The 22,513-nt window shown below is 43.3% G+C and carries 20 protein-coding genes; 12 read left to right on the top strand and 8 right to left on the bottom strand.

The window, feature by feature from the left end:
* Positions 1 to 143: 143 nt before the first annotated feature.
* A complete protein-coding gene (locus tag AB4209_RS01775; protein ID WP_104216125.1) occupies positions 144 to 1,163 on the top strand; it encodes a porin in 1,020 nt (339 codons plus the stop codon).
* Positions 1,164 to 1,237: 74 nt separating this feature from the next.
* Positions 1,238 to 1,885, top strand: coding sequence for a DUF2057 family protein (locus AB4209_RS01770; RefSeq protein WP_102398103.1), 648 nt, complete (start codon positions 1,238 to 1,240; stop codon positions 1,883 to 1,885).
* 58 nt (positions 1,886 to 1,943) lie between these two features.
* Here AB4209_RS01770 and AB4209_RS01765 read toward each other — a convergent pair whose 3' ends face one another.
* Positions 1,944 to 2,672, bottom strand: a complete 729-nt coding sequence (locus AB4209_RS01765) for a pseudouridine synthase (protein ID WP_136973574.1) — start codon at positions 2,670 to 2,672, stop codon at positions 1,944 to 1,946.
* 321 nt (positions 2,673 to 2,993) lie between these two features.
* Between AB4209_RS01765 and AB4209_RS01760 the strand changes: the two genes are divergently transcribed.
* Positions 2,994 to 5,219, top strand: coding sequence for an NADP-dependent isocitrate dehydrogenase (locus AB4209_RS01760; protein ID WP_372054632.1), 2,226 nt, complete (start codon positions 2,994 to 2,996; stop codon positions 5,217 to 5,219).
* Between the two features lie 317 nt (positions 5,220 to 5,536).
* Here AB4209_RS01760 and cspD read toward each other — a convergent pair whose 3' ends face one another.
* Entirely contained in the window at positions 5,537 to 5,758 is a 222-nt protein-coding gene (cspD, locus tag AB4209_RS01755) for a cold shock domain-containing protein CspD (RefSeq protein WP_004736548.1), read from the bottom strand.
* A 585-nt stretch (positions 5,759 to 6,343) separates the two neighbouring features.
* On the opposite strand from cspD, the gene clpS reads away from it, so the two are divergent.
* Positions 6,344 to 6,664, top strand: coding sequence for an ATP-dependent Clp protease adapter ClpS (gene clpS / locus AB4209_RS01750; protein WP_004737430.1), 321 nt, complete (start codon positions 6,344 to 6,346; stop codon positions 6,662 to 6,664).
* A gap of 39 nt (positions 6,665 to 6,703) precedes the next feature.
* Complete coding sequence (gene clpA / locus AB4209_RS01745) at positions 6,704 to 8,977, top strand: ATP-dependent Clp protease ATP-binding subunit ClpA (RefSeq protein ID WP_372054630.1); 2,274 nt, start codon at positions 6,704 to 6,706, stop codon at positions 8,975 to 8,977.
* A gap of 213 nt (positions 8,978 to 9,190) precedes the next feature.
* Here the strand turns inward: clpA and infA are convergent, their stop codons facing one another.
* From infA to aat, 3 genes are all read right to left on the bottom strand, one after another.
* Positions 9,191 to 9,409, bottom strand: coding sequence for a translation initiation factor IF-1 (gene infA, locus AB4209_RS01740; protein WP_001040192.1), 219 nt, complete (start codon positions 9,407 to 9,409; stop codon positions 9,191 to 9,193).
* 81 nt (positions 9,410 to 9,490) lie between these two features.
* A complete protein-coding gene (locus tag AB4209_RS01735) occupies positions 9,491 to 10,189 on the bottom strand; it encodes an arginyltransferase (protein ID WP_065585123.1) in 699 nt (232 codons plus the stop codon).
* Positions 10,189 to 10,899, bottom strand: a complete 711-nt coding sequence (aat, locus tag AB4209_RS01730) for a leucyl/phenylalanyl-tRNA--protein transferase (protein WP_372054628.1) — start codon at positions 10,897 to 10,899, stop codon at positions 10,189 to 10,191. Before aat ends, AB4209_RS01735 begins: the two co-directional genes overlap by 1 nt.
* Positions 10,900 to 10,952: 53 nt before the next feature.
* On the opposite strand from aat, the gene AB4209_RS01725 reads away from it, so the two are divergent.
* Both AB4209_RS01725 and aroA read left to right on the top strand, forming a co-directional pair.
* On the top strand, positions 10,953 to 11,408 hold the full coding sequence (locus AB4209_RS01725; RefSeq protein ID WP_004736438.1) for a glycine zipper 2TM domain-containing protein: 456 nt from the start codon (positions 10,953 to 10,955) through the stop codon (positions 11,406 to 11,408).
* 162 nt (positions 11,409 to 11,570) lie between these two features.
* Positions 11,571 to 12,851 (top strand): 3-phosphoshikimate 1-carboxyvinyltransferase, encoded by a 1,281-nt coding sequence (gene aroA, locus AB4209_RS01720; protein ID WP_017062105.1) that lies wholly within the window; start codon positions 11,571 to 11,573, stop codon positions 12,849 to 12,851.
* Between the two features lie 61 nt (positions 12,852 to 12,912).
* Here aroA and AB4209_RS01715 read toward each other — a convergent pair whose 3' ends face one another.
* Complete coding sequence (locus AB4209_RS01715) at positions 12,913 to 13,158, bottom strand: YciN family protein (RefSeq protein WP_017062104.1); 246 nt, start codon at positions 13,156 to 13,158, stop codon at positions 12,913 to 12,915.
* 439 nt (positions 13,159 to 13,597) lie between these two features.
* Between AB4209_RS01715 and topA the strand changes: the two genes are divergently transcribed.
* From topA to AB4209_RS01695, 4 genes are all read left to right on the top strand, one after another.
* On the top strand, positions 13,598 to 16,228 hold the full coding sequence (topA, locus tag AB4209_RS01710) for a type I DNA topoisomerase (RefSeq protein ID WP_050643790.1): 2,631 nt from the start codon (positions 13,598 to 13,600) through the stop codon (positions 16,226 to 16,228).
* Positions 16,229 to 16,753: 525 nt separating this feature from the next.
* Positions 16,754 to 17,983, top strand: a complete 1,230-nt coding sequence (glgC, locus tag AB4209_RS01705; protein WP_080582251.1) for a glucose-1-phosphate adenylyltransferase — start codon at positions 16,754 to 16,756, stop codon at positions 17,981 to 17,983.
* Positions 17,973 to 19,427, top strand: a complete 1,455-nt coding sequence (gene glgA / locus AB4209_RS01700; protein WP_372054626.1) for a glycogen synthase GlgA — start codon at positions 17,973 to 17,975, stop codon at positions 19,425 to 19,427. Before glgC ends, glgA begins: the two co-directional genes overlap by 11 nt.
* 285 nt (positions 19,428 to 19,712) lie before the next feature.
* Complete coding sequence (locus tag AB4209_RS01695; RefSeq protein ID WP_017062100.1) at positions 19,713 to 20,510, top strand: alpha/beta fold hydrolase; 798 nt, start codon at positions 19,713 to 19,715, stop codon at positions 20,508 to 20,510.
* A gap of 131 nt (positions 20,511 to 20,641) precedes the next feature.
* On the opposite strand, the gene AB4209_RS01690 is transcribed toward AB4209_RS01695, so the two are convergent.
* On the bottom strand, positions 20,642 to 20,959 hold the full coding sequence (locus AB4209_RS01690) for a DUF2007 domain-containing protein (RefSeq protein WP_017062099.1): 318 nt from the start codon (positions 20,957 to 20,959) through the stop codon (positions 20,642 to 20,644).
* 64 nt (positions 20,960 to 21,023) lie between these two features.
* Entirely contained in the window at positions 21,024 to 21,704 is a 681-nt protein-coding gene (locus tag AB4209_RS01685) for a TVP38/TMEM64 family protein (RefSeq protein WP_102319674.1), read from the bottom strand.
* A 379-nt stretch (positions 21,705 to 22,083) separates the two neighbouring features.
* On the opposite strand from AB4209_RS01685, the gene AB4209_RS01680 reads away from it, so the two are divergent.
* Positions 22,084 to 22,443: a DUF3316 domain-containing protein gene (locus AB4209_RS01680; RefSeq protein ID WP_017067843.1), complete on the top strand. Its 360-nt coding sequence runs from the start codon at positions 22,084 to 22,086 to the stop codon at positions 22,441 to 22,443.
* Positions 22,444 to 22,513: the final 70 nt, after the last annotated feature.

Here is a 22,513-nt window from a genome sequence, read left to right as displayed (position 1 = left end):
GACACGCAGGATAATCTTTTGCAATCTAGACCTCGAAATTTAGTGACGGTGATTAACCAACAAAGAGTGGTAATGACCAGTCATAAAAATAAAAGGGAACCGGGCAAGGATCTCCCATTCTTAGAAAAGGCAGTGGATTTATTATGAAAAAGACTCTATTAGCGCTAGCTATCGCAGCTACAGCAACTTCTGTAAACGCAGCAGAAATTTACTCTAACGACGATACTAAAGTTGGCCTAAAAGGCGAGGTAGATATCTACCTATCTCAATCTGAAGTAGACAAAAACCTAACTGAAACAACTAAGAACGAAGCTGACGTTTCTACTTGGGCTAAAATCCAACTTGACGCTGAGCAGAAGCTTAACGATCAGTTCACAGCATTCGCATCTTTCGAAATCGAAACTGACGGCAGCAACGCTAAGTTCGATGACGTTCTAGCTGGTTTTAAAACTGACACTTGGGGTATGGCTTTCGGTGAAACTGGCGACCTAGCAGAATCTGCTGACGCTATCCAGAAAGATGATATCACAAACGAAGGTAACTACATGGGCTCTACTGGTGGTCACCACCGCGAGTCTTCTGGCCACGGCGCTGTATTCAAAGGTCAATTCGTTGAAGGTTTCACAATCGTAGCTGACGTTAACACTGATTCTACTGAAGACGTTGACAACACTTACGGTATCTCTGCAGATTACGCATTCAGCAACTTCTCTATCGGTGCTTCTTACATCACTGGTGACGCTGCTAAAGACGTAGATTACTCTCTTGCTGGTGTTTCTGCTTCTGCTGAATTTGGTGGTTTTTACTTAGCGCTTACTTACGCACAGTTTGAAGGCAACCAAGGTTACGGTTACTGGGACCTATCTGACATCGCTGCTGATTCTTACGGCAACGGTGAAACTATGGGTATCGCAGCTGCTTACCAAATCGACGCTGTTCGTCTATACGCTACATACTCTGTAGCAACAACTGACGAAATCGCTACAGCAGCGGGTACTTCTAAGATCTCTGATATCGACTCTACTAACCTAGTTGTTGGTGTTGATTACGCATTCCGTGACAACATCCTATTCCTAGCTGAATACCAAACTGCTGATTTCGAATACGCATCACAAACTCTAGATGCTGACGGCGTTATCGCTGGTGTTTACTACACATTCTAATCTGTAGTTAACTATGCTATACAAAAGCCAGCTATTAGCTGGCTTTTTTACATTTATTGATTAAGGAATCGTACATGAACAAGTGGTATTTGAGTTTTGTCTGTCTATTCTCTGCACCATACGCAACGGCTGCTCTTGATTTGGCTTCTGGTATTTCGCTAAATACTTTGAACGGTGAGGTTGTTGAAAGTGTGGAAGACGCTGTATTCACCTCAGGTGAAAACCAACTCGTTTTAGATTACACAGGGTATTTGAGCGATAAAGGCAAACGCGAGTTTATCAGTACAGTTCCTTACATTATGGTAGTTAATGTTCCCGAAAATGCTGATGTTGATATTGATCTTCTAAGTAGAAAGTACGCTAAAATCGAAAAAAATGTAGACAGAGAACTTCCTATATTCAGTATCTCTGTAAACGGTGATGATGCAGAAGTCGTGCAAGAAGTTTTGCCTCCATCTCAAGGTGCACTGCCTTACAGCGATATCCCTCAGTTGGTTAAAGACTACAACCAAGAAAGAGGCTTAGTTTTTGATTCAGGCAAGATTCGTTCGTTGAAAGAAGAGCTAGCGGCGGTACAAACTGGTGCAGTAGTTGGAGCAACGGTAGCTGGCGACAGTACTGTGCAAGAGTCTGAAAATACGCTTCAACTTAAGCTATGGTATTCAAGAGCAAATGAAGAAGAGCGTAAAGCATTCCAAAAATGGTTAATTGACCAAAAGTAATCAATCTTCACGTACAAAAAAGCGAGACGTAAATCTCGCTTTAATATATTGCTATGAGTTAAATCTCTTTCCACTCACCAGGCTGCAGCTGCCCCACATTCATATTACCCATTGAGTAACGGATAAGACGCAGGGTAGGGAAGCCGATATTGGCTGTCATTCGTCTTACCTGACGGTTACGTCCTTCAATGATTGTAATAGCCAACCATGTTGTCGGTATCGCGGCTCTGAAGCGTACTGGAGGATTTCTATCCCACACAACAGGTTCAGACATCACCTCAACTTGAGCGGGCAGTGTCATGCCGTCTTTTAGTTCGACACCTTTTCTCAATTTATCTAAATCTTCCTCAGAAGGTGCGCCTTCAACCTGTACCCAGTAAGTCTTTGGGGATTTTGAGTTTGGTTGAGTTAGCTTAGCTTGAAAAATACCATCGTTGGTCAAGACCATTAACCCTTCGCTGTCGCGGTCAAGGCGACCTGCAGCATAAACGTCTTTCACTGGAATAAAGTCCGCTAGCGTTTTTCTCCCTTCGCCATCTGTAAATTGGCTTAGAGTATCGAAAGGCTTGTTGAACAGAATTACTTTGCGATCTTCGAGCGCAACCTTAGGTTTTGCATTGGTAGGCTTGCCTTTATATCGGTGCTTGCTTGAGTGAGATTTGTTGTGCGAATTGCCAGTGTTATTCTTATCACTGCTTCGGCTTTGTCTATTACCGCTTTGTTTTAATGTTGCACCAGAACGAGCCGGTTTGTCTGAACGAGATGCGCTGCGTGAGCGAGTAGACATGTTAACTACCTTGCAAAAATGTAAACGAAGTGTGCTGAAAAGTTTTCACTGAAACGGAATTGAGCTATCATTTGCGCGCCTAAAAGACACAAAATAGAACAAGTTGATGGACTCTTAAGCCTGATTTGTTTAATTATACCTTCGTGTTTTATTATAACAACGCACTCACGGATTTGGTTCATGCTGTCATCAAGATTGTATGAAAAATAAGATAGAGTACGACTATCGAGTAAGCAGTTTTCACTCTTAGAGTGGCTTACTGGTCAATTTATAACACGCTCACTACTTTAAATGAGCTTGTAAGAACTATAGGGAAATTTCATGCCTACTGAAAAACCAACGATCATCTATACCATTACAGACGAAGCTCCGGCGCTAGCAACATACTCTCTGCTGCCTATCATTCAATCTTTTACAGCTTCTTCTGGTATTAACGTTGATACTCGCGACATTTCACTTGCAGGGCGTATTATTGCCAACTTCCCTGACTATTTGAACGAAGAGCAACGTATTGGTGATGCATTAGCAGAACTAGGTGAATTGGCTAAGACACCAGAAGCAAACATTATCAAGCTTCCAAACATCTCTGCATCTGTACCTCAGCTTCAAGCAACAATCAAAGAGCTACAGTCAAAAGGTTACGCACTTCCTAATTACCCAGAAGAAGCAAACACTGACGAAGAGAAAGCAGTAAAAGCGACTTACGACAAAATCAAAGGCAGTGCAGTAAATCCAGTATTGCGTGAAGGTAACTCGGATCGCCGCGCTCCACTTTCTGTTAAAAACTACGCGAAGAAGAACCCACACTCAATGGGTGCTTGGTCTGCAGATTCTAAGTCGCACGTTTCAAGTATGGACGACAAAGACTTCTTCGGTAGCGAAAAGTCAGTAACCATTGAAGGTGCTACAGAAGTTAGCATTGAATTCGTTGGCAAAGATGGTGCGAAGAAAACATTGAAGCCAGCTTTTGCACTGCAAGATAAAGAGATCATTGATGCGTCAGTGATGAACAAGGCTGCTTTAGTTGCATTCTTTGAAAAAGAAATCGCATCGGCTAAAGAGCAAGGCGTACTGCTTTCTCTTCACATGAAAGCAACCATGATGAAAGTATCTGACCCAGTGATCTTTGGTCACGCGGTTAAGGTTTACTACAAAGACGTATTCGCTAAGCACGGTCAGTTATTTGAAAAGTTAGGTGTTGATGTTAACAACGGCATCGGTGATGTCTACGCGAAGATTGCAGCGCTTCCTCAAGAACAAAAAGAAGCAATCGAAGCTGATCTACAAGCGGTATACGAGACGCAGCCACCATTAGCGATGGTTGATTCGGACCGTGGCATTACTAACCTACACGTACCAAGCGACATCATTGTTGACGCATCTATGCCTGCAATGTTGCGTTCTTCTGGCCAAATGTGGGATCCAGAAGGTAAGCAAAAAGATACCAAAGCAATGATCCCAGATCGTAGCTACGCGAGCATTTACCAAGCGGTTATTGATTTCTGTAAAGAGAACGGCGCGTTCGATCCAACAACGATGGGTAGCGTACCAAACGTTGGCTTGATGGCTCAAAAAGCCGAAGAGTACGGTTCTCACGATAAGACTTTCATCCTTGAAGCTACTGGTCAGGTTCAAGTTGTTGACGCTGCAGGCGCTGTGCTTCTAGAGCAAGACGTAGAGGAAGGCGATATCTTCCGTATGTGTCAGGTTAAAGATGCACCAATCCAAGACTGGGTTAAGCTTGCGGTAACGCGTGCTCGTGCATCGGGTGTTCCAGCGGTATTTTGGTTAGATGCGTCTCGTGCACATGATGCTCAGCTTATTAAGAAAGTTGAAGCGTACCTTCCTGAATACGATACCGATGGTCTTGAAATTAAGATCCTTGCTCCACTTGAAGCGACTCAATACTCACTGGTTCGTATCAAAGAAGGCCTAGATACAATTTCGGTTACTGGTAACGTATTACGTGATTACCTAACAGACTTGTTCCCGATTCTAGAGCTTGGTACATCAGCTAAGATGCTATCGATTGTTCCACTAATGAACGGTGGTGGTCTGTTTGAAACAGGTGCTGGCGGCTCTGCTCCTAAGCACGTGCAACAAGTAGAGAAAGAAAACCACCTGCGTTGGGATTCCCTAGGTGAATTCTTGGCATTGGCTGCATCTCTAGAGCACCTGAGCGTAGTAACAGGTAACGCTAAAGCACAAGTTCTTGCTGATGCGCTTGATAAAGCAACGGGTGAGTTCCTTGATAACAACAAGTCTCCTTCACGCCGAGTAGGTGAGCTTGATAACCGTGGTAGCCATTACTACCTAGCAGCTTACTGGGCTAAGGCGCTTGCTGAGCAAACGGCTGATGCTGATCTTGCTGCTGAATTCGCAGGTGTGGCAAGTCAACTAGCTGAAAGTGAAGAAGCTATTGTTGCAGAGCTGAACAACGCTCAAGGTGTGGCTGGCGACTTAGGTGGTTACTACCTACTTGACGATGCATTGGTTTCAACACTAATGCGCCCAAGCTCAACGCTAAACGCGTTTATTGATGCATAGTGATTGGGTTCATCGTTAGTCAGTCATGAACGTGATTTGCGAGCGAGTTGCTTAGTCTGACAGATAAGTCAAAACCAAAGACGCTTTAACGACAACGTTAAAGCGTCTTTTTTGTTCATCTATAATACTCCTAAGATCTAACTTAATAAGAGTACATCCTCAAACGAATTGTTTAGTGAGCAACTTTAGAGATCCCAAAACGAAAAAACCGCTCACGTAATCCTGTATTACAGGTATTAAATGAGCGGTTTCAATATTCTGTTTACCAGTCAGCCTTTAATGAAGATTGACGGAGGTTAACATGAGTTGGCATTCGCCTATTTTGCGGCGCTGCCTTCTACAGGAACAACGGAGCTAGCATGCGAGCCTTTAGGTCCACTTTCTACTTCATAGTCGACCTGCTGACCCGCCTTCAAGGTTCGATAACCTTCCATTTGTATTGTGGAGTAGTGCGCGAAAATATCGCCGTCTTCACCTTCTGGACAAATAAAGCCAAACCCTTTGGCATTGTTAAACCATTTTACTGTACCTGTAGCCATGCTATACATCCCTCATGCATTTTGTTACTAACGTTGTTATATCAATTGTTGTAAGTGCGATTGATATCATTCCTACCAGCTAAAGAATTTCAGCTAATAGCTTGAATCTCGTACATTGCTTACGGAAATTAACGCTACCCTGCGTAATTATTCCTTATTGTTAATTTTTGAAGCGTGTTACTGATCTTAAATCATGTTGCAAAAATGTATTAAAAAACCTTTTAGATCCAATGTAGCTAATGATTGAGCACAGTCAATAGTAAATTGGTATAAAAGTGATCAATTTTAATAACAAATCACATTCGAGATTAACTGCAAACTATTAACTAAATAGTAACTTAGCAGTGATCTTATCGTTAGTATCAATAGTTATGGCGTCTTTTTAATCAATCACATATGTTAATCCTGTTAATCGAGATCTTTTATTTGCAGCGATGGAAATGGTGGATTAGGCTCAGTATAGAGGAATATTTTTTGGTACTGTTTCTCGGTGCAGTTTCTTAGTACACCGTAAAGCGTGAATGTGGTAAATTTGAGTTAGGTAAACACTCACGACTTCCGAAAAATAACCCTTAGCAAAGCGATATGAGCAGAAACTTTGAATGGGCATCTCCAGGCTCAGATTTACTGGAGAAAGAAGCAACAAAAGTAAAGCCACCGGCGATGTATAACGTTGTGTTAAATAACGATGATTACACGCCCATGGACTTTGTAATCGAGATCCTAGAGCGATTCTTCTCACTAGATATCGAAAAAGCAACGGAAGTGATGCTCAAGGTTCATTATGAAGGTAAAGCTATATGCGGCACATACAGTGCTGAAATAGCGGAAACAAAGGTAGCGCAGGTCACGATGTACTCAAAGGAAAATGAGCATCCGCTACTATGTACAATGGAGCAAGTATAAATTGCTCGAACAACACTGTTGTTCCCTTAGGAGGTACTTATGCTAAATAAAGAATTAGAGACGAGTTTAAATGGCGCATTTGCTCGTGCGCGAGACAAGCGACATGAATTCATGACTGTCGAACACCTCCTACTAGCATTATTAGAAAATGATGCGGCCAAGGAAGCGCTCAAAGCTTGTCAGGCTGATCTCGATGCTCTTCGCAATGAGCTCGATATTTTTATCGATCAAACGACCCCACTTATCCCTGAAAGCGACGAAACTCGCGAAACTCAGCCTACGTTGAGCTTTCAACGAGTACTTCAACGCGCTGTTTTTCATGTTCAATCTTCAGGTCGCAGCGAAGTAACAGGTGCTAATGTACTTGTGGCTATTTTTAGTGAGCAAGAATCTCACGCGGCATATCTTCTTAAGAAAAACGACATTAGTCGCTTAGATATTGTTAACTTCATCTCACACGGTATTACCAAAGCGAGCAACGAAGGCGACAGCCCTTCATCATCTGATTCATTTGGTGGTGCAGAAAATGCTGAAGAAGCTAATTCTGAAGACCGTTTAGAAAATTTCGCGACCAACCTTAACGAAGTAGCGAAGCAAGGTAATATTGACCCATTAATCGGTCGTGACAAAGAGCTAGAGCGTACTATCCAAGTTCTGTGTCGTCGTCGTAAGAACAACCCTCTGTTAGTGGGTGAAGCGGGGGTAGGTAAAACTGCCATCGCGGAAGGTCTTGCATGGCGCATCGTTGAAGGACAAGTGCCTGAAATCATTCAGAGCAGCGTAATTTATTCTCTAGATATCGGTTCACTGTTAGCCGGAACCAAATATCGTGGTGACTTTGAGAAACGTTTTAAAGCGATTCTTAAGCAACTGGAGAAAGAAGAAGACGCGATTCTGTTCATCGATGAGATCCACACCATTATCGGTGCCGGGGCTGCATCGGGTGGTCAGGTTGATGCGGCAAACTTAATTAAACCACTACTAAGCAGTGGCAAATTACGTTGCATCGGTTCAACAACGTACCAAGAGTACAGCAGTATTTTTGAGAAGGAGCGTGCTTTAGCTCGTCGCTTCCAGAAAATAGATATTATTGAACCATCGCTAGACGATACGACCAAGATCCTGATTGGCTTGAAGCCAAAATACGAAGCTCACCACGAAGTGCGCTACACCAACAAAGCGTTGCGTGCCGCTGTGGAACTGTCAGCTAAATACATTAATGAACGCCACCTTCCTGATAAGGCCATTGACGTAATCGATGAAGCGGGCGCTCGTAGTCGTTTGGCACCTGCAAGCCGTCGTAAGAAAACGGTAAGCGTGGCTGATATTGAGTCAATGGTTGCGAAAATGGCGCGTATTCCTGAAAAGTCAGTATCGTCTTCAGACAAAGATACACTCCAGAAACTGGATGAGCGCATGAAAATGTTGGTATTCGGACAAGACCCTGCAATCGATGTATTGAGTGAAGCGATTAAGCTGACCCGTGCTGGATTGGGTGCAGACAATAAACCTGTTGGTTCATTCTTGTTTGCTGGTCCTACTGGTGTCGGTAAAACAGAGGTGACTGTTCAGCTGTCTAAGTTGATGGGTATTGAGCTTCTGCGCTTTGATATGTCTGAGTACGGTGAGCGACACTCAGTGAGCCGCTTGATTGGTGCGCCTCCTGGTTATGTTGGTTACGACCAAGGTGGTTTGCTAACGGATGCCGTAATCAAGAACCCGCACTCTGTTGTGTTACTGGATGAAATCGAGAAAGCTCACCCAGATATCTTTAACTTGCTACTGCAGGTAATGGATAACGGCACGCTAACTGACAACAATGGTCGCAAAGCGGACTTCCGCAATGTGATTCTAGTGATGACGACCAACGCAGGTGTGGCTGAAACCGAGAAGAAATCGATCGGCCTGATCCAACAAGATCATGCGCCAGATGCGATGGGCGAAATCAAGAAGGTATTTACTCCTGAGTTCCGTAACCGTCTTGATAATATCATTTGGTTCAACAGCCTTGACCCAAGTGTGATTAGCCAAGTAGTTGATAAGTTCATTGTCGAGCTTCAGGTTCAACTGGACGCTCGTGGCGTGTCTTTAGAGGTTTCTGAGGATGCTCGTCACTGGTTAGCTGATAAAGGCTATGACAAGACCATGGGTGCTCGTCCAATGGGACGTGTGATTCAAGAGAAGCTTAAGAAACCACTTGCTAACGAGTTACTGTTCGGTAGCTTGGTTGATGGCGGTACGGTTAAAGTATCCCTGAAAAAAGACGAATTGGATTTCATCTATGTTGGTGCTAAAGAAGAGGTCATGCACTAACGAAGTGATTGATAAATCAAAGGCTTAAATATAAAACGCATGACTTAGGTTGTGCGTTTTTTTATGCTTGCGAGATGCGAGATGCGAGATGCGAGATGCGAGATGCGAGATGCGAGATGCGAGATGCGAGATGCGAGATTGTGTAGTAAAAAGCTCAGGCAATAAAAAACGGAGCCTTAAGCTCCGCTTCTTATTGTATTCGCTAATTAAAAATTAACGAGCACGGAAGACGATGCGGCCTTTAGAAAGGTCGTATGGAGTCATCTCAACAGTTACTTTATCACCAGTAAGAATACGGATGTAGTTCTTACGCATTTTACCAGAGATGTGTGCTGTCACTACGTGACCGTTTTCAAGCTCAACACGGAACATTGTGTTTGGTAGAGTATCAAGGACAGTGCCTTGCATCTCGATTACGTCTTCTTTAGCCATCTAATCCTCTTTCGAAATTTGGCGGTTTTCAACGGCTTGATTGTGCCGTTAAAATCAAAATATGTAAAGTTGTCGCGTATTCTACCCTTGCCACCGCTGATTTACTAGCCTTTGATGACGTTGAAATCGTACTTTATAGTTCATCGCAGGGCATTCATCGATTTGATAACCCAAATATAACCATTGTTTTTGTTCTTTCTGGGCATGTTGGATCTGAAATAGAACGCCAAGTGTTCCCATCGAAATGTCTATATCAGGATCGAAGAAGGTATAAAACGCGCTCGTACAGTGAGCCATGATATCGGTTACGGCGATACCAACCAACTTGTTCTCATCATAGATGTGCATGAACTTTGTAGTAAGCCACTCATTTTTAGAGAATTGTAGAAACTCTTCTTTCTTGGGTGGGTACATGGTTCCCGAACGGTGACGAGCGGTGATATAGCGACTGTATAAGTCAAACCAGTTGTCATCCATCTCATCTTTCAGTTCCCAACGTAGTGATTTTCCTTTGTTAAGGATCCGTCGTTGGCTTTTGGAAAGCTTAACCTCAGGAATTGAAAGCCGAATCGCTTGGCATGCTGAGCAATTATCGCAATGTGGCTTATAAATGGTTGAACCACTGCGGCGAAATCCATTCGCAAGCAGAACTTCATAGTTATCTGAGGTGTGCATGTGTTCGTCAAGCGTGACCGCCACTCTCTCTTCGAAGTGAGGTAAGTAGCTGCAAGCGTGATTGTCTGTTAATCCAATTCTGATTTGTTGTAAATCTGGATTCATTAAGGCATTTCCTTTAGCCATTGGGTTTTAAAGCATGCATCGTCAACGGAGAACTCTTTGAGTAATTGCAGAGAGCCTAGGAATTCATCCCTATCAACCTCGATAGCGCCCAAGGATTCCAAGTGAGGGTTCATGACTTGGCAATCAATCAGTTGTCCGCCGAATCGGGTAAAGTGTTTACAAAAGTACCACAGCGCAATTTTAGAGGCATTGGTCTTTAGGCTGAACATCGATTCACCGCAAAAGACTTGGCCTCTTTGTAAGCCGTAAAGTCCACCGATCAGTTCATCATCTTGCCAAACCTCAACCGAGTGGCAGAAACCTAATGAAGCGAGTTTGCGGTAGGCTGACTGCATGTCGCTGTTTAGCCAGGTTTCTTCTTCGGGTTTTAGTGAAGAGCAATAACCAATTACTCTGTCCGTCGCTTGGTTGATGCTGACTCGGTAATTGTGCTTTCTTTGAAACTTTTTAAGACTTTTTGACGGTTCGAATGTCTTAGGATTAAATACCGCTCGCGGTGCAGGGCTCCACCAAAGTATAGGCTCACCTGGGCCATACCATGGAAATATACCTTGGCTATAAGCGTTTAAAATTCGCATTGGTGATAAATCACCACCGAAGGCGAGCAGACCGTTGGGGTCATCAAGCGCGTCGAAAGGCGAAGGAAACTCTATACTAGTAGTATCAAGTTCGGTTAGGTATATAGTCATAAGTACCGCATTACAGATTAATCACTGACCAAGAGGTCTTTAGGAGTTTTACCATGAAGAAGTTGCTTTGGATTTTACTTGTTTTGCCCATGTTGGCAAATGCAGCTTACAACAGAAACCAAGCTCGACCAGTAAACGAGGTGGTTTATGGTGAGATTGATACGGTCAGATACATCACTCAGCAAGAGATCGTTGAGTCGAAAGCGAATGGTTGGGAAACCTTGTTAGGTGCGGCGATTGGTGGCTTGATTGGTAACCAGTTTGGCGGCGGCACTGGTAAAGAAGTGGCGACAGCTGTAGGTGCAGTAGCAGGTGCGGGTATTGCTCGTAACCGAGGTAACACACAATATAAAGTAGAGTACAAACTGGTCGAGTTATTGGTCAAAACCAAAGACGACAAGTTGGTCAACATTATCCAAGATGTCGATAACTCGATGCTGTTCAACCGAGGCGATGATGTACGAATTCTCTATTTTTCAGATGGTGTTCGAGTTGATCTCGTGTACTAGTATATAAATACGATTGATTGGCTAATTAATCACCGGTTTGGGCTGGATTAGCTCTGGAGTTCGTTGGAAAAGTTCGTTAGTCTGCAAGTACGAAGAATTATTCATCACCCGAAAATAAATACGCGCCAGTGACTTCGGGTGGTACAAGGACTATAAGATTTAATGGAAAGCCTTACGTTACAACCAATTCAAAAAGTGAACGGGGAAGTTAACCTACCTGGTTCAAAAAGCGTTTCCAACCGTGCACTTCTTTTGGCTGCACTTTCTACGGGAACCACTCGCCTAACAAACTTGCTAGACAGTGATGATATTCGTCATATGTTGAATGCATTAACTCAGTTAGGTGTTGATTATCAGTTGTCTGCAGACAAAACCGTTTGTGAAGTGACAGGTGTTGGTGGTGCATTTTCAAGTGACAAAGCCCTAGAGCTTTTCTTAGGTAATGCGGGTACGGCGATGCGTCCGTTGGCGGCTGCACTATGTTTAGGTCGCGGTGAATACGTTCTTACTGGTGAGCCTCGTATGAAAGAGCGCCCAATTGGCCACTTAGTAACAGCACTGCGAGAAGCCGGTGCCGACGTTGAATACTTAGAAAATGAAAACTACCCGCCATTGAAGATCACAGGTACTGGTCTGAAGAGCGGTACAGTTTCTATCGACGGTTCTATCTCTAGTCAATTCTTGACGGCATTTTTGATGGCTGCGCCCTTAGCTGAAGGTGAAGTGACCATTAAAATTGACGGTGAATTGGTTTCTAAACCTTACATCGATATTACGCTGCACATCATGAAGCAATTTGGTGTGGACGTGATCAATAATGATTACCAAGAGTTTGTGATTCCTACCGGGCAATCTTACTCGGCACCGGGTGATTTCTTGGTTGAAGGTGATGCATCATCTGCGTCATATTTCCTTGCAGCCGCTGCTATCAAAGGTGGTGAGATTAAGGTCACTGGTATTGGTAAAAACAGTATCCAAGGTGATATCCAATTCGCTGATGCGCTTGAGAAAATGGGTGCGGAAATCGAATGGGGTGACGACTACGTTATTTCTCGTTGTGGCGAGCTGAAAGGCATTGATATGGACTATAACCATATCCCAGATGCTGCGATGACTATCGCGACAACCGCATTGTTTGCGAAAGGCACAACGGCAATCCGTAATGTCTACAACTGGCGTGTGAAAGAGACAGATCGCTTGGCTGCAATGGCAACAGAGCTACGCAAAGTCGGCGCTGAAGTGGAAGAGGGTGAAGATTACATTATTGTTAACCCTGTGGCTGAACTGACTCATGCGGCGATTGATACTTACGATGATCACCGTATGGCGATGTGTTTCTCGCTGGTTGCCTTGAGCGATACGCCTGTGACGATTAATGATCCAGGTTGTACGTCAAAGACATTCCCTGATTACTTCGACAAGCTGAAAATGCTAAGTCTATAAAAATGCTTAGTATGTAAAGGTTTAGGAACAAAAAAGCTTGCCTAAGTGGCAAGCTTTTTAATTATTGCTGAATTGTAAATTCTTTCGAAAGGTGGTGCGCTAAGTATTTAAACATGTTAAATACCGCGGTTGTATTCTCGGTCGGCATTCCATTGCTGTCTAAGAAGTATTCACCTTTGAAGACGAGTACATCGTCTTTTTCTACTACGCTGTTTGCGCGCATGCCTTCAATGTAGTCATCATGTGATTGGATAATTTGGTTTGCGATAAGCAGTAAATCAAATTCTGCTATTACTTTCTTTGTCATGAGTTTATCTCTGATAACTGAATATAACGTTGAGTTTATGGTGTCGAACTAGAAATTCAATGATTTCACAACCGATTAAGAGAGTCTTTTCAAACATCCACAATTTATTTTGTGATTTACGGCAAAAATAATTGAATGGGGCTCGCGTTAGATTCGCGGACAAGCTTAGTATGAGCCCGTTTAGACGTAATGCCTGATGAATAGGCTCTTGCAAGTATTCTTAGTGAGTACTTTATAGCTTCTTTATATTGTGACCCTTTTATCTATGAGTCGTCGAATTGTCGAGCGATCAGATCCAATTTTGAAAAAAGCGGTTGATCTTCTAGTAATCTCGCACAATAGTAAAAAAAGAAGCAATGAATTTAGAATATCATGCGTAAAAGCCCACAAGCTAAATTGTTGGTGCTGAAGCATCGTGATTAAGGACGTTAGAGTCAATATGGGTAAATCGCTCGTTATAGTGGAGTCGCCAGCCAAGGCTAAAACTATCAATAAATATCTTGGCAAAGACTTTGTCGTTAAGTCGAGTGTAGGTCACGTACGTGATTTACCAACGGCAGGTCAAAGTACTGGTCAAAAGGCTGCTGCAGTTTCAACCAAGGGTATGAGCCCAGAAGACAAAGCTCGTATCAAGAAAGAAAAAGATCGCAAAGCTCTTATCAAAAAGATGGGTATCAACCCGTATAAAGAGTGGGAAGCGAACTACCAAATCCTACCTGGTAAAGAGAAAGTCGTCGCTGAATTGCAAAAACTGGCTGAGAACGCAGACCATGTTTATCTCGCAACCGATTTGGACCGCGAAGGAGAAGCTATCGCATGGCACCTTCGTGAGATCATCGGTGGCGATGAAACGCGATACAAGCGAGTGGTTTTTAACGAAATCACCAAGAATGCTATTCAACAAGCTTTCGAAACTCCAGGTGAGCTAAATATTGATGGCGTAAACGCACAACAAGCACGACGTTTTATGGACCGTGTTGTTGGCTTTATGGTGTCACCTCTGCTTTGGAAAAAAGTAGCACGAGGCCTGTCCGCTGGCCGTGTTCAATCAGTAGCGGTAAAACTACTGGTAGAGCGTGAGCGCGAGATCAACGCCTTTATCCCTGAAGAGTTCTGGGATGTGCATGCTGATACTAAAACAGCAGAGAAAACCGACTTTAGACTGCAAGTTGCACAGAAAGACGGTGTTGCGTTTAAACCTGAAAATGAAGCGCAAACACAAGCTGCTGTTAGCGTTTTAGAAAAAGCGCAATACGAAGTATGTAAACGTGAAGACCGCCCAACAAAGAGTAAGCCGTCTGCACCTTACATCACGTCGACGCTGCAACAAGCGGCGAGTACGCGTCTTGGTTATGGCGTAAAGAAAACCATGATGCTGGCTCAACGCCTGTATGAAGCGGGTTACATCACTTATATGCGTACTGATTCAACCAACTTGAGTTCAGAAGCTGTAGAAGCCGCTCGTGAATACATTGGTTCTGAGTACGGCGCGCAATACCTTCCACCTAAAGCTCTTGCATACGGCAGCAAAGAGGGCGCTCAAGAGGCCCACGAAGCGATTCGTCCTTCAAGTGTAGATGTTAAGTCGGAAGATCTAAACGGCGTAGACGCAGACGCACACAAGCTTTACTCGCTAATTTGGAATCAATTCGTAGCGTGTCAAATGACGCCAGCTCAATACGATTCAACGACAGTAAGCGTTAAAGCAGATGAGTACACGTTGAAAGCGAAAGGTCGTATCCTTAAATTTGATGGTTGGACTCGTGTTCAGCGTCCAATGGGCAAGAACGAAGATACGATCCTTCCAGCAGTACAGATCGGCGATAAGCTTGATCTGATTGCGCTAGACCCTAAACAGCACTTCACTAAGCCACCGGCTCGTTTCACTGAAGCGGCGCTAGTTAAAGAGCTTGAGAAGCGTGGTATTGGTCGTCCTTCAACATACGCATCAATCATCTCAACGATTCAAGATCGCGGTTATGTAAAAGTTGAACAGCGTCGTTTCTATGCTGAGAAGATGGGTGAAATTGTTACTGACCGTCTAGATGGCAGCTTCAATGACCTAATGAACTACGACTTCACTGCTCGTATGGAGCAGAAGTTGGACCAAATCGCAGAAGGCGAAGCAAGCTGGAAAGGCGTGCTAGATAACTTCTTCGAAGACTTTACTGGCGATTTGGAAAAAGCAGACTTAGACGAAGACGCTGGTGGCATGAAGCCAAATCATATCGTGGAAACCGATATTGAGTGTCCGACTTGTAGCCGTAAAATGGGTATTCGTACTGCTTCGACAGGCGTATTCCTTGGTTGTTCTGGCTATGCACTTCCACCAAAAGAGCGTTGTAAGACAACAATCAACCTTGGTGATGAAGAAGGCATCATCAACGTGCTTGAAGAAGACGTTGAAACAGCGGCACTTCGAGCTAAAAAGCGTTGTCCTATTTGTGAAACGGCAATGGATGCTTATCTAATCGATGATAAGCGTAAGATGCACGTGTGTGGTAACAACCCGAACTGTGAAGGTTATGTGGTTGAGCACGGCGAATTTAAAGTGAAAGGCTACGATGGTCCACTTGTTGAGTGTGACAAATGTGGCTCTGACATGGTTCTGAAAAACGGTCGTTTTGGTAAATACATGGATTGTACCAATGACGATTGTAAGAACACTCGTAAGATTCTGAAAAATGGCGAAGTTGCGCCACCGAAAGAAGACCCGGTACATTTCCCTGAACTTCCATGTGAAAATTCAGACGCGTACTTTGTTCTTCGTGATGGTGCTTCTGGTCTATTTATGGCTGCGAGCAACTTCCCTAAATCACGTGAAACACGTGCACCATTAGTGGAAGAGTTGGTTCGTTTTAAAGACCGTATCTCACCTAAGTTCCAATACCTAGCATCAGCGCCAGTTGCTGACCCTGATGGTAAGCCGACAGTGGTTCGTTTTAGTCGTAAGACTAAAGAAAACTACGTTCGTACTGAAGTAGATGGAAAACCGTCCGGTTGGACTGCGTTGTACATCGACGGTAAGTGGGAAGTTACGGATAAGCGTAAAAAGCCTAAAGAGAAGTAACTGAACGTTATTGATGAAAAAGCAGCCTAATGGCTGCTTTTTTTTTGATCTCAATATGACTAACTATGCAACTTGTTGACTTAGTATTTCGTCGGCCGGAATTTATTAAATTCACACCGAGAAATTAATGGCGGTAATTAATCATATCTTCTTATGCAACTTTAACGAAAATGTAACTTAATTAAAATATTGTAACTCACAGATCAGCGTTTAGTTGTATACCTGATGTGTGTCGGGTGTTAATGTAATGTTTCGTCTGGACGGTGTAGTGTGAGCTGCTTTAAGTCTTAGGAAAGCAATCAGCTTACGTACCACAGAATGGCGTATTAAAAATTGAATTCGGCCGAAAAGTCGATAACGTATATAAAACCAAGTGCAAAGAATAGTGCACACATAACAACGTTTGGCTTAGGATATTGTCACTGTATGTGAATGGATATTCGCTAAATACCGAAATAAGTGTTGGTGCTCATCCCCCAGAGGAAGATACCTCTACGAGTACTAACATCGACAAGCTATAGATATATGGAGAATAAAATGGCTGGTGTATTGGGAATGATTCTTGCTGGTGGTGAAGGCTCTCGCTTAAGACCTTTAACTGAATCTCGCAGCAAACCCTCGGTTCCTTTCGGTGGTAGTTACCGCTTAATTGATTTCGCTTTGAACAACTTCGTTAATGCTGATCTAATGAAGATCTACGTATTAACACAATTTAAGTCACAGTCACTGTTCCACCATATGAAAAAAGGCTGGAATATCAGTGGCATAACAGACCGTTTTATCGACCCAATTCCTGCGCAAATGCGTAAAGGAAAGCGTTGGTATGAAGGCACAGCAGATGCTATCTACCAAAACATGGGCTTTATGGAGTTGGAAGAACCTGATCAAGTATGTATTTTTGGTTCAGACCATATCTATAAGATGGACATCAAACAGATGCTTGATTTCCATAAAGAGAAGAAAGCGGCTCTAACAGTATCAGCATTGCGCATGCCGCTTGCTGAAGCATCAGAATTCGGTGTTATTGAGGTTGATGCTGACGGCCGTATGATTGGCTTTGAAGAGAAACCTGCAAATCCGAAGTCGATCCCGGGCGATCCAGAATCAGCGCTCGTTTCAATGGGCAACTACGTGTTCGAAGCGAAAGAGCTTTTTGCCGAACTAACGGAAGATGCTGATAGAGAAGGTTCGACACACGATTTCGGCAAAGACATTATTCCAAACATGTTCCCACGTGGTGATGTGTTTGTTTATGATTTCAGCACCAACCGTATTACTGGTGAGAAAGAAGAAGTTTACTGGCGCGATGTAGGTACGATTGACGCGTACTGGCAAGCGCACATGGACCTTCTTAAGAAAGATGCGCCATTCTCGCTATACAACCGTAAATGGCCTCTACACACTTATTACCCGCCACTACCACCAGCTACGTTTACTGATTCGGCAAATGGTCGAATTCAGATCATTGATAGCCTTGTGTGTAGCGGTAGTTATGTACGTGGTTCGCGTATTGAAAAGAGTGTACTGGGCTTCCGCAGCAATATCGCATCAGCGTGTGATATTAGCGAAAGCATCTTACTCGGTGATGTAAAAGTGGGTGAGGGTTGTATCTTGCGCCGCGTTATCATTGATAAAGACGCAGATATCGCACCGGGTACACAGATTGGTGTAAATCTGACAGAAGACAAAAAGCATTACCACGTATCTGACGATGGTGTCGTAGTGATTTCTAAAGGAGCACGAGTTGGTTACTAAGACTCTCTCGGTACTTTTTGTAGCGTCTGAAGTTGAAGGCTTGATTAAAAGTGGTGGCTTGGCTGATGTAGCCAAGGCACTGCCGAAAGCGTTGCAAACACTCGAACAGGACGTTCGAGTGACTATCCCCGCATATAGAAACATTCCAAACATTGATTCAGCAGAAGTTATTTTATCGACTGAACTCGATCATTGGCCTCATACGGCTTATCAAGTTAAAAAACTGAGCGTAGAAGGCGTTCCAGTTTTTGGTATTGAATGTGCCAAGTATTTCGACCGCCCGGAAATGTACGCAGAAAACAATCAAGCTTATGCTGATAACGGAGAGCGCTTCTCGTTCTTTAGTGCAGCCTGTCTTGATATGCTTCCTAAGCTTGGTTTCCAACCGGATATCATTCATGCAAATGACTGGCATACTGGTTTCGTTCCTTTCTTGCTTAAATCGCGTTATCAACAACACGATTTCTTTGAAAATACGCGCAGTGTTATTTCGATTCACAATGCGGTTTTCAAAGGTGTGTTCGCCTACGATGAACTTCAATTCCTGCCAGAGATGCACAGTTACCATGCGTCTGAAGCTTCAGTGAGTGACACTCATGTCACTATGCTAAGAGCTGGAGTGATGTGTGCGGATAAAGTGAACGCAGTAAGTCCTACCTATGCAGAAGAGTTGAAAACGGAATTAGGTAGCCACGGTATGGCTGCAGAATTCCAACACAGATCTGCTGATCTGTTCGGCATTTTGAATGGGTGTGATTATGGGGCTTGGAATCCGGAAACTGATGCTTTCCTTCCTCGTAAATACAAAGCGACCAAGCACAGCATGGCTCGCGGAAAATCAGCTTGTAAGCAAAAACTGCAACAAGATGTAGGTTTACCCGTTGCCGATTGCGCGGTTTATGGCATGGTTTGTCGCTTGACGAATCAAAAAGGTGTTCATTACTTACTGCCTATCATCGAACAGTTTTTGAAAAATGATCTTCAGATCGTGATTGTCGGTACTGGCGATCCGGTTTTGGCGAGTCAATTGAAAGAGCTATCAGCGCTTCACTCAGATAAGTTCTCGTTCGTAGAAGCGTACAATAATGAACTTGCGCACTTGGTTGAAGCAGGCTCTGATTTCTTCTTGATGCCTTCGGAATTTGAACCGTGTGGCTTAAACCAAATCTACAGCATGGCTTACGGTACTTTGCCGATTGTTCGTTCTGTGGGAGGTTTAAAAGACAGCGTGAATGATTACGATGAAGATCCTGAAGTCGCGACTGGGTTTGCTTTTGAAGAGCCAACACCGCAGGCGTTATTGGCTGTGTTACATCGTTCATTACTGCTTTATGCACAAAACCCATCTGAAATTAAGCGTGCTCAGCTTTATGCGATGCAGCAAGATTTTAGTTGGGAAGATGCGGCTAAAGAATACCTAGCTATGTATCATTCAGCATTTTAACTTGTTGACTTAGCTTTAAAATTAGCGGGCGGGCAACAACAGCTCGTAATAAATGAAGGCGCTCTAATTGTTGAGTGCCTTTTTGTTTCCTGGTCAGAGCACATCACGTTTACGAAGACAAAGCTTGCAAACTCATTTTTGTCAGGTAGAAAAGGTGAGGTAGGTATTCACATGACTAATGATAGGTTTGACACTATTATCACTTAAAGTTCTTAATAGCGTGGTATCCTTAGTCATCGCCTCGTGATGAGGCATAGCTCCATTCCAATAATTAAAGCGATAGGTATGTCTGAGAGTTTACTATTTCATAAAACATTTACTCACCCTACGAGCGATGAGTGGGTTGTATTTGTGCATGGCGCAGGAGGCAGTTCCTCCATCTGGTTCAAGCAGATCAAAGCGTATAAACAGCATTTCAACTTACTTCTCATTGATCTGAGAGGGCACGGTAAATCAGACAATATACTTAAAGGGCTGATTTCGAATCGTTATACGTTCAAATCGGTGACGCTTGATATTCTTAAAGTGTTAGACCATCTTAAGATCCGTTCTGCACATTTCGTTGGCATGTCTTTGGGCACGATTATTGTGCGTAACGTTGCCGAACTGGCGGCTGGCCGTGTACGTTCAATGGTACTGGGTGGCGCTGTCACCAAGCTAAACACTCGCTCTCAAGTGTTAATCAAGTTGGGTAACCTCAGCAAGCACATCATTCCTTACATGTGGTTATACAGCCTTTTTGCTTATGTTGTGATGCCACAAAAAAGCCAAAAAGAGTCTCGTCACCTTTTTATCCGCGAAGCCAAAAAACTGTGCCAGAAAGAATTTAAACGCTGGTTTATCTTAACGGCTGATGTAAACCCCTTGATGAAATATTTTAAAGATAGAGAGCTACCAATACCGACTCTTTATTTGATGGGTGAACGTGACTACATGTTTATTAAGCCTGTAAAAGAAATGGTTGCAGCGCATGAATCGAGTGAGCTAGTAGAAATCCCGAATTGTGGACACGTGTGTAACGTGGAAAACCCTGAAGAGTTTAATCAGCGTTCGATTGCGTTTATTCAAAAACAAATTCAGTGATTTTCTAGGCGTGAAATCAAAGATGATGAGTTAATCGAATTGAAATAAAAACGGGAAGCTAACTTTAGCTTCCCGTTTTTAATTGGAGGAGGTATCTGACCGAATCGTTCTATCAGGTCACTGAAACCCTGCTATTCAGGTGAGGCAGCACCGCACTGCCAGCAAGAGCCGAATTGCGCTTCGTTGACTTCATGACACTCACCACAACGCCACTCTTCATAGATGATCGAATCTTGCTGCTTTTGGTAGTCATTGACGAGCATGCGAGCTTTACTGGCCAATTCTGGCTCATATAACCATACGTAAGGGTCAGTTTCTTCAGTGAATGGGATTTCACCCTTTAATCCGAACAACCCCTCACCACGGACTTCACAGGCAATATTCTCGCTTTCTAACAATCCACAGATGATATGAGCTTCTGTCGGATTCGATGCACTGAAGATTTTCATTGAAATAGAACCTTATTCGGCTATCTGTGTTGTTTAGATATTATAAACTATTCTGCTATATACATTATTCAGCTACGGGTGCTGAGCGAAACTTACCCATCAACCATTTAGCCACTATTGGGAATATCCCCAATAATGCAAATGACAATAGTACTGAAGGGGAGACGATGCCCGAAAGTGAATCAATTTCTGCGAGCTGAGTACCAGCATTCAAGAAAACCGCCGTCCCCGGTAACATCCCGACTTGACTCGTAATGTAGTAACGACTCACTGACATCGGTGTTAGACCCATCAATAGGTTGATAAGGAAAAATGGGAATACAGGAATCAGACGCAGAGAAAACAGGTAAAATGCGCCGTCTTTTTCAACCCCCTTGTTAATCGTCGCCAATTTGTCACCAAACTTGGTTTGAATCCAGTCACGCAACAGGTAACGGCTACTTAAGAAAGCTAAGGTCGCACCGATCGCACTTGCGAAAGATACCAGTAGCAAGCTGTTCCAGAAGCCGAATAGCGCGGCCCCTAATAAGGTTACAACAGCGGCACCAGGAATGGAGAAAGCCGTAATCATGACATACGCGACAAAATAGATAGCGGCAGCCGCAATAAAGTTGCTGTCAATGTAGTCATTTAACACAGCTTGTTGGGCCTTAGCATTTTCAAGCGTTAAGTACTGGCCGAAATTGATGCCTAACAAGACGATGGTTACGACCAACACAATACCCAATATCATTTTCTTACTCATTGATACTTCCTCTAAATTTTCAATGCATACCGATAGTATAGATAGACAGGCAAAGCATAGATTAACTTTCACCAGTTAATAAAAAACTATTTGTTCTAGACGATGGATCGGGGGCAAAAAGCTAGCCTAATTGCTTAGTCTTATGTTAGCGACAAGTATTGGCGGAATAGAGGTGGAAAAAGATTCGTTGATTAGAAGGTTGTGACTCTCTGCTAGGGACTTGTTTTGTATGCATTATTTTATTAGCGATAATTTGTACCACGTAAAAAGTAACAAAAATTTGAAAGAGTTTTGGTCTTGGCTCGTTCTATATACGTAACAATCGTGGCATGAAGATTGTTTTAGATAATTATTCAGGCAGACAACTAAGGAGCTAGCTATGAAATTATTATCAATGATTACGGTTATTGCTACAACGGGCCTATTCTCTTTCCAAGCCATGGGATCGGGCGTCTATCACCGTGCGGCTGTTGAGTCTAAAGTATTTAAAGGCGATGTAGTGGCGAGCCAATCACAGGCTTACGAATCTGGAAAAAAAATCTGGATGGATATAAACAGTAAGCGCTCATATGAATTGAGCAAAATCTTACCGCAAGCCTCTGAAAAAGTAGATGTACGCTCGTTTGAAATCAAAAACGGTACCATCAAAGTAAAAGAAATAATGGATTCCTCTGGAGAAATTAACTTCATTCCGATGGTTAAAGTGGATTACAAATACTATTACCGTCCATCTTTTTGAACTCAGTGGTTCAGCTATACATAAGACTAGTTTTGTCGACATAAAAAAAGCCGCAGTAAATGCGGCTTAG

Source organism: Vibrio sp. 10N.286.48.C11 (assembly GCF_041469805.1).
Classification (GTDB): Bacteria; Pseudomonadota; Gammaproteobacteria; order Enterobacterales; family Vibrionaceae; genus Vibrio; species Vibrio crassostreae_C.
Note: the sequence above shows the minus strand (reverse complement) of the source record. Positions and strands in the feature narration are given on the sequence as shown.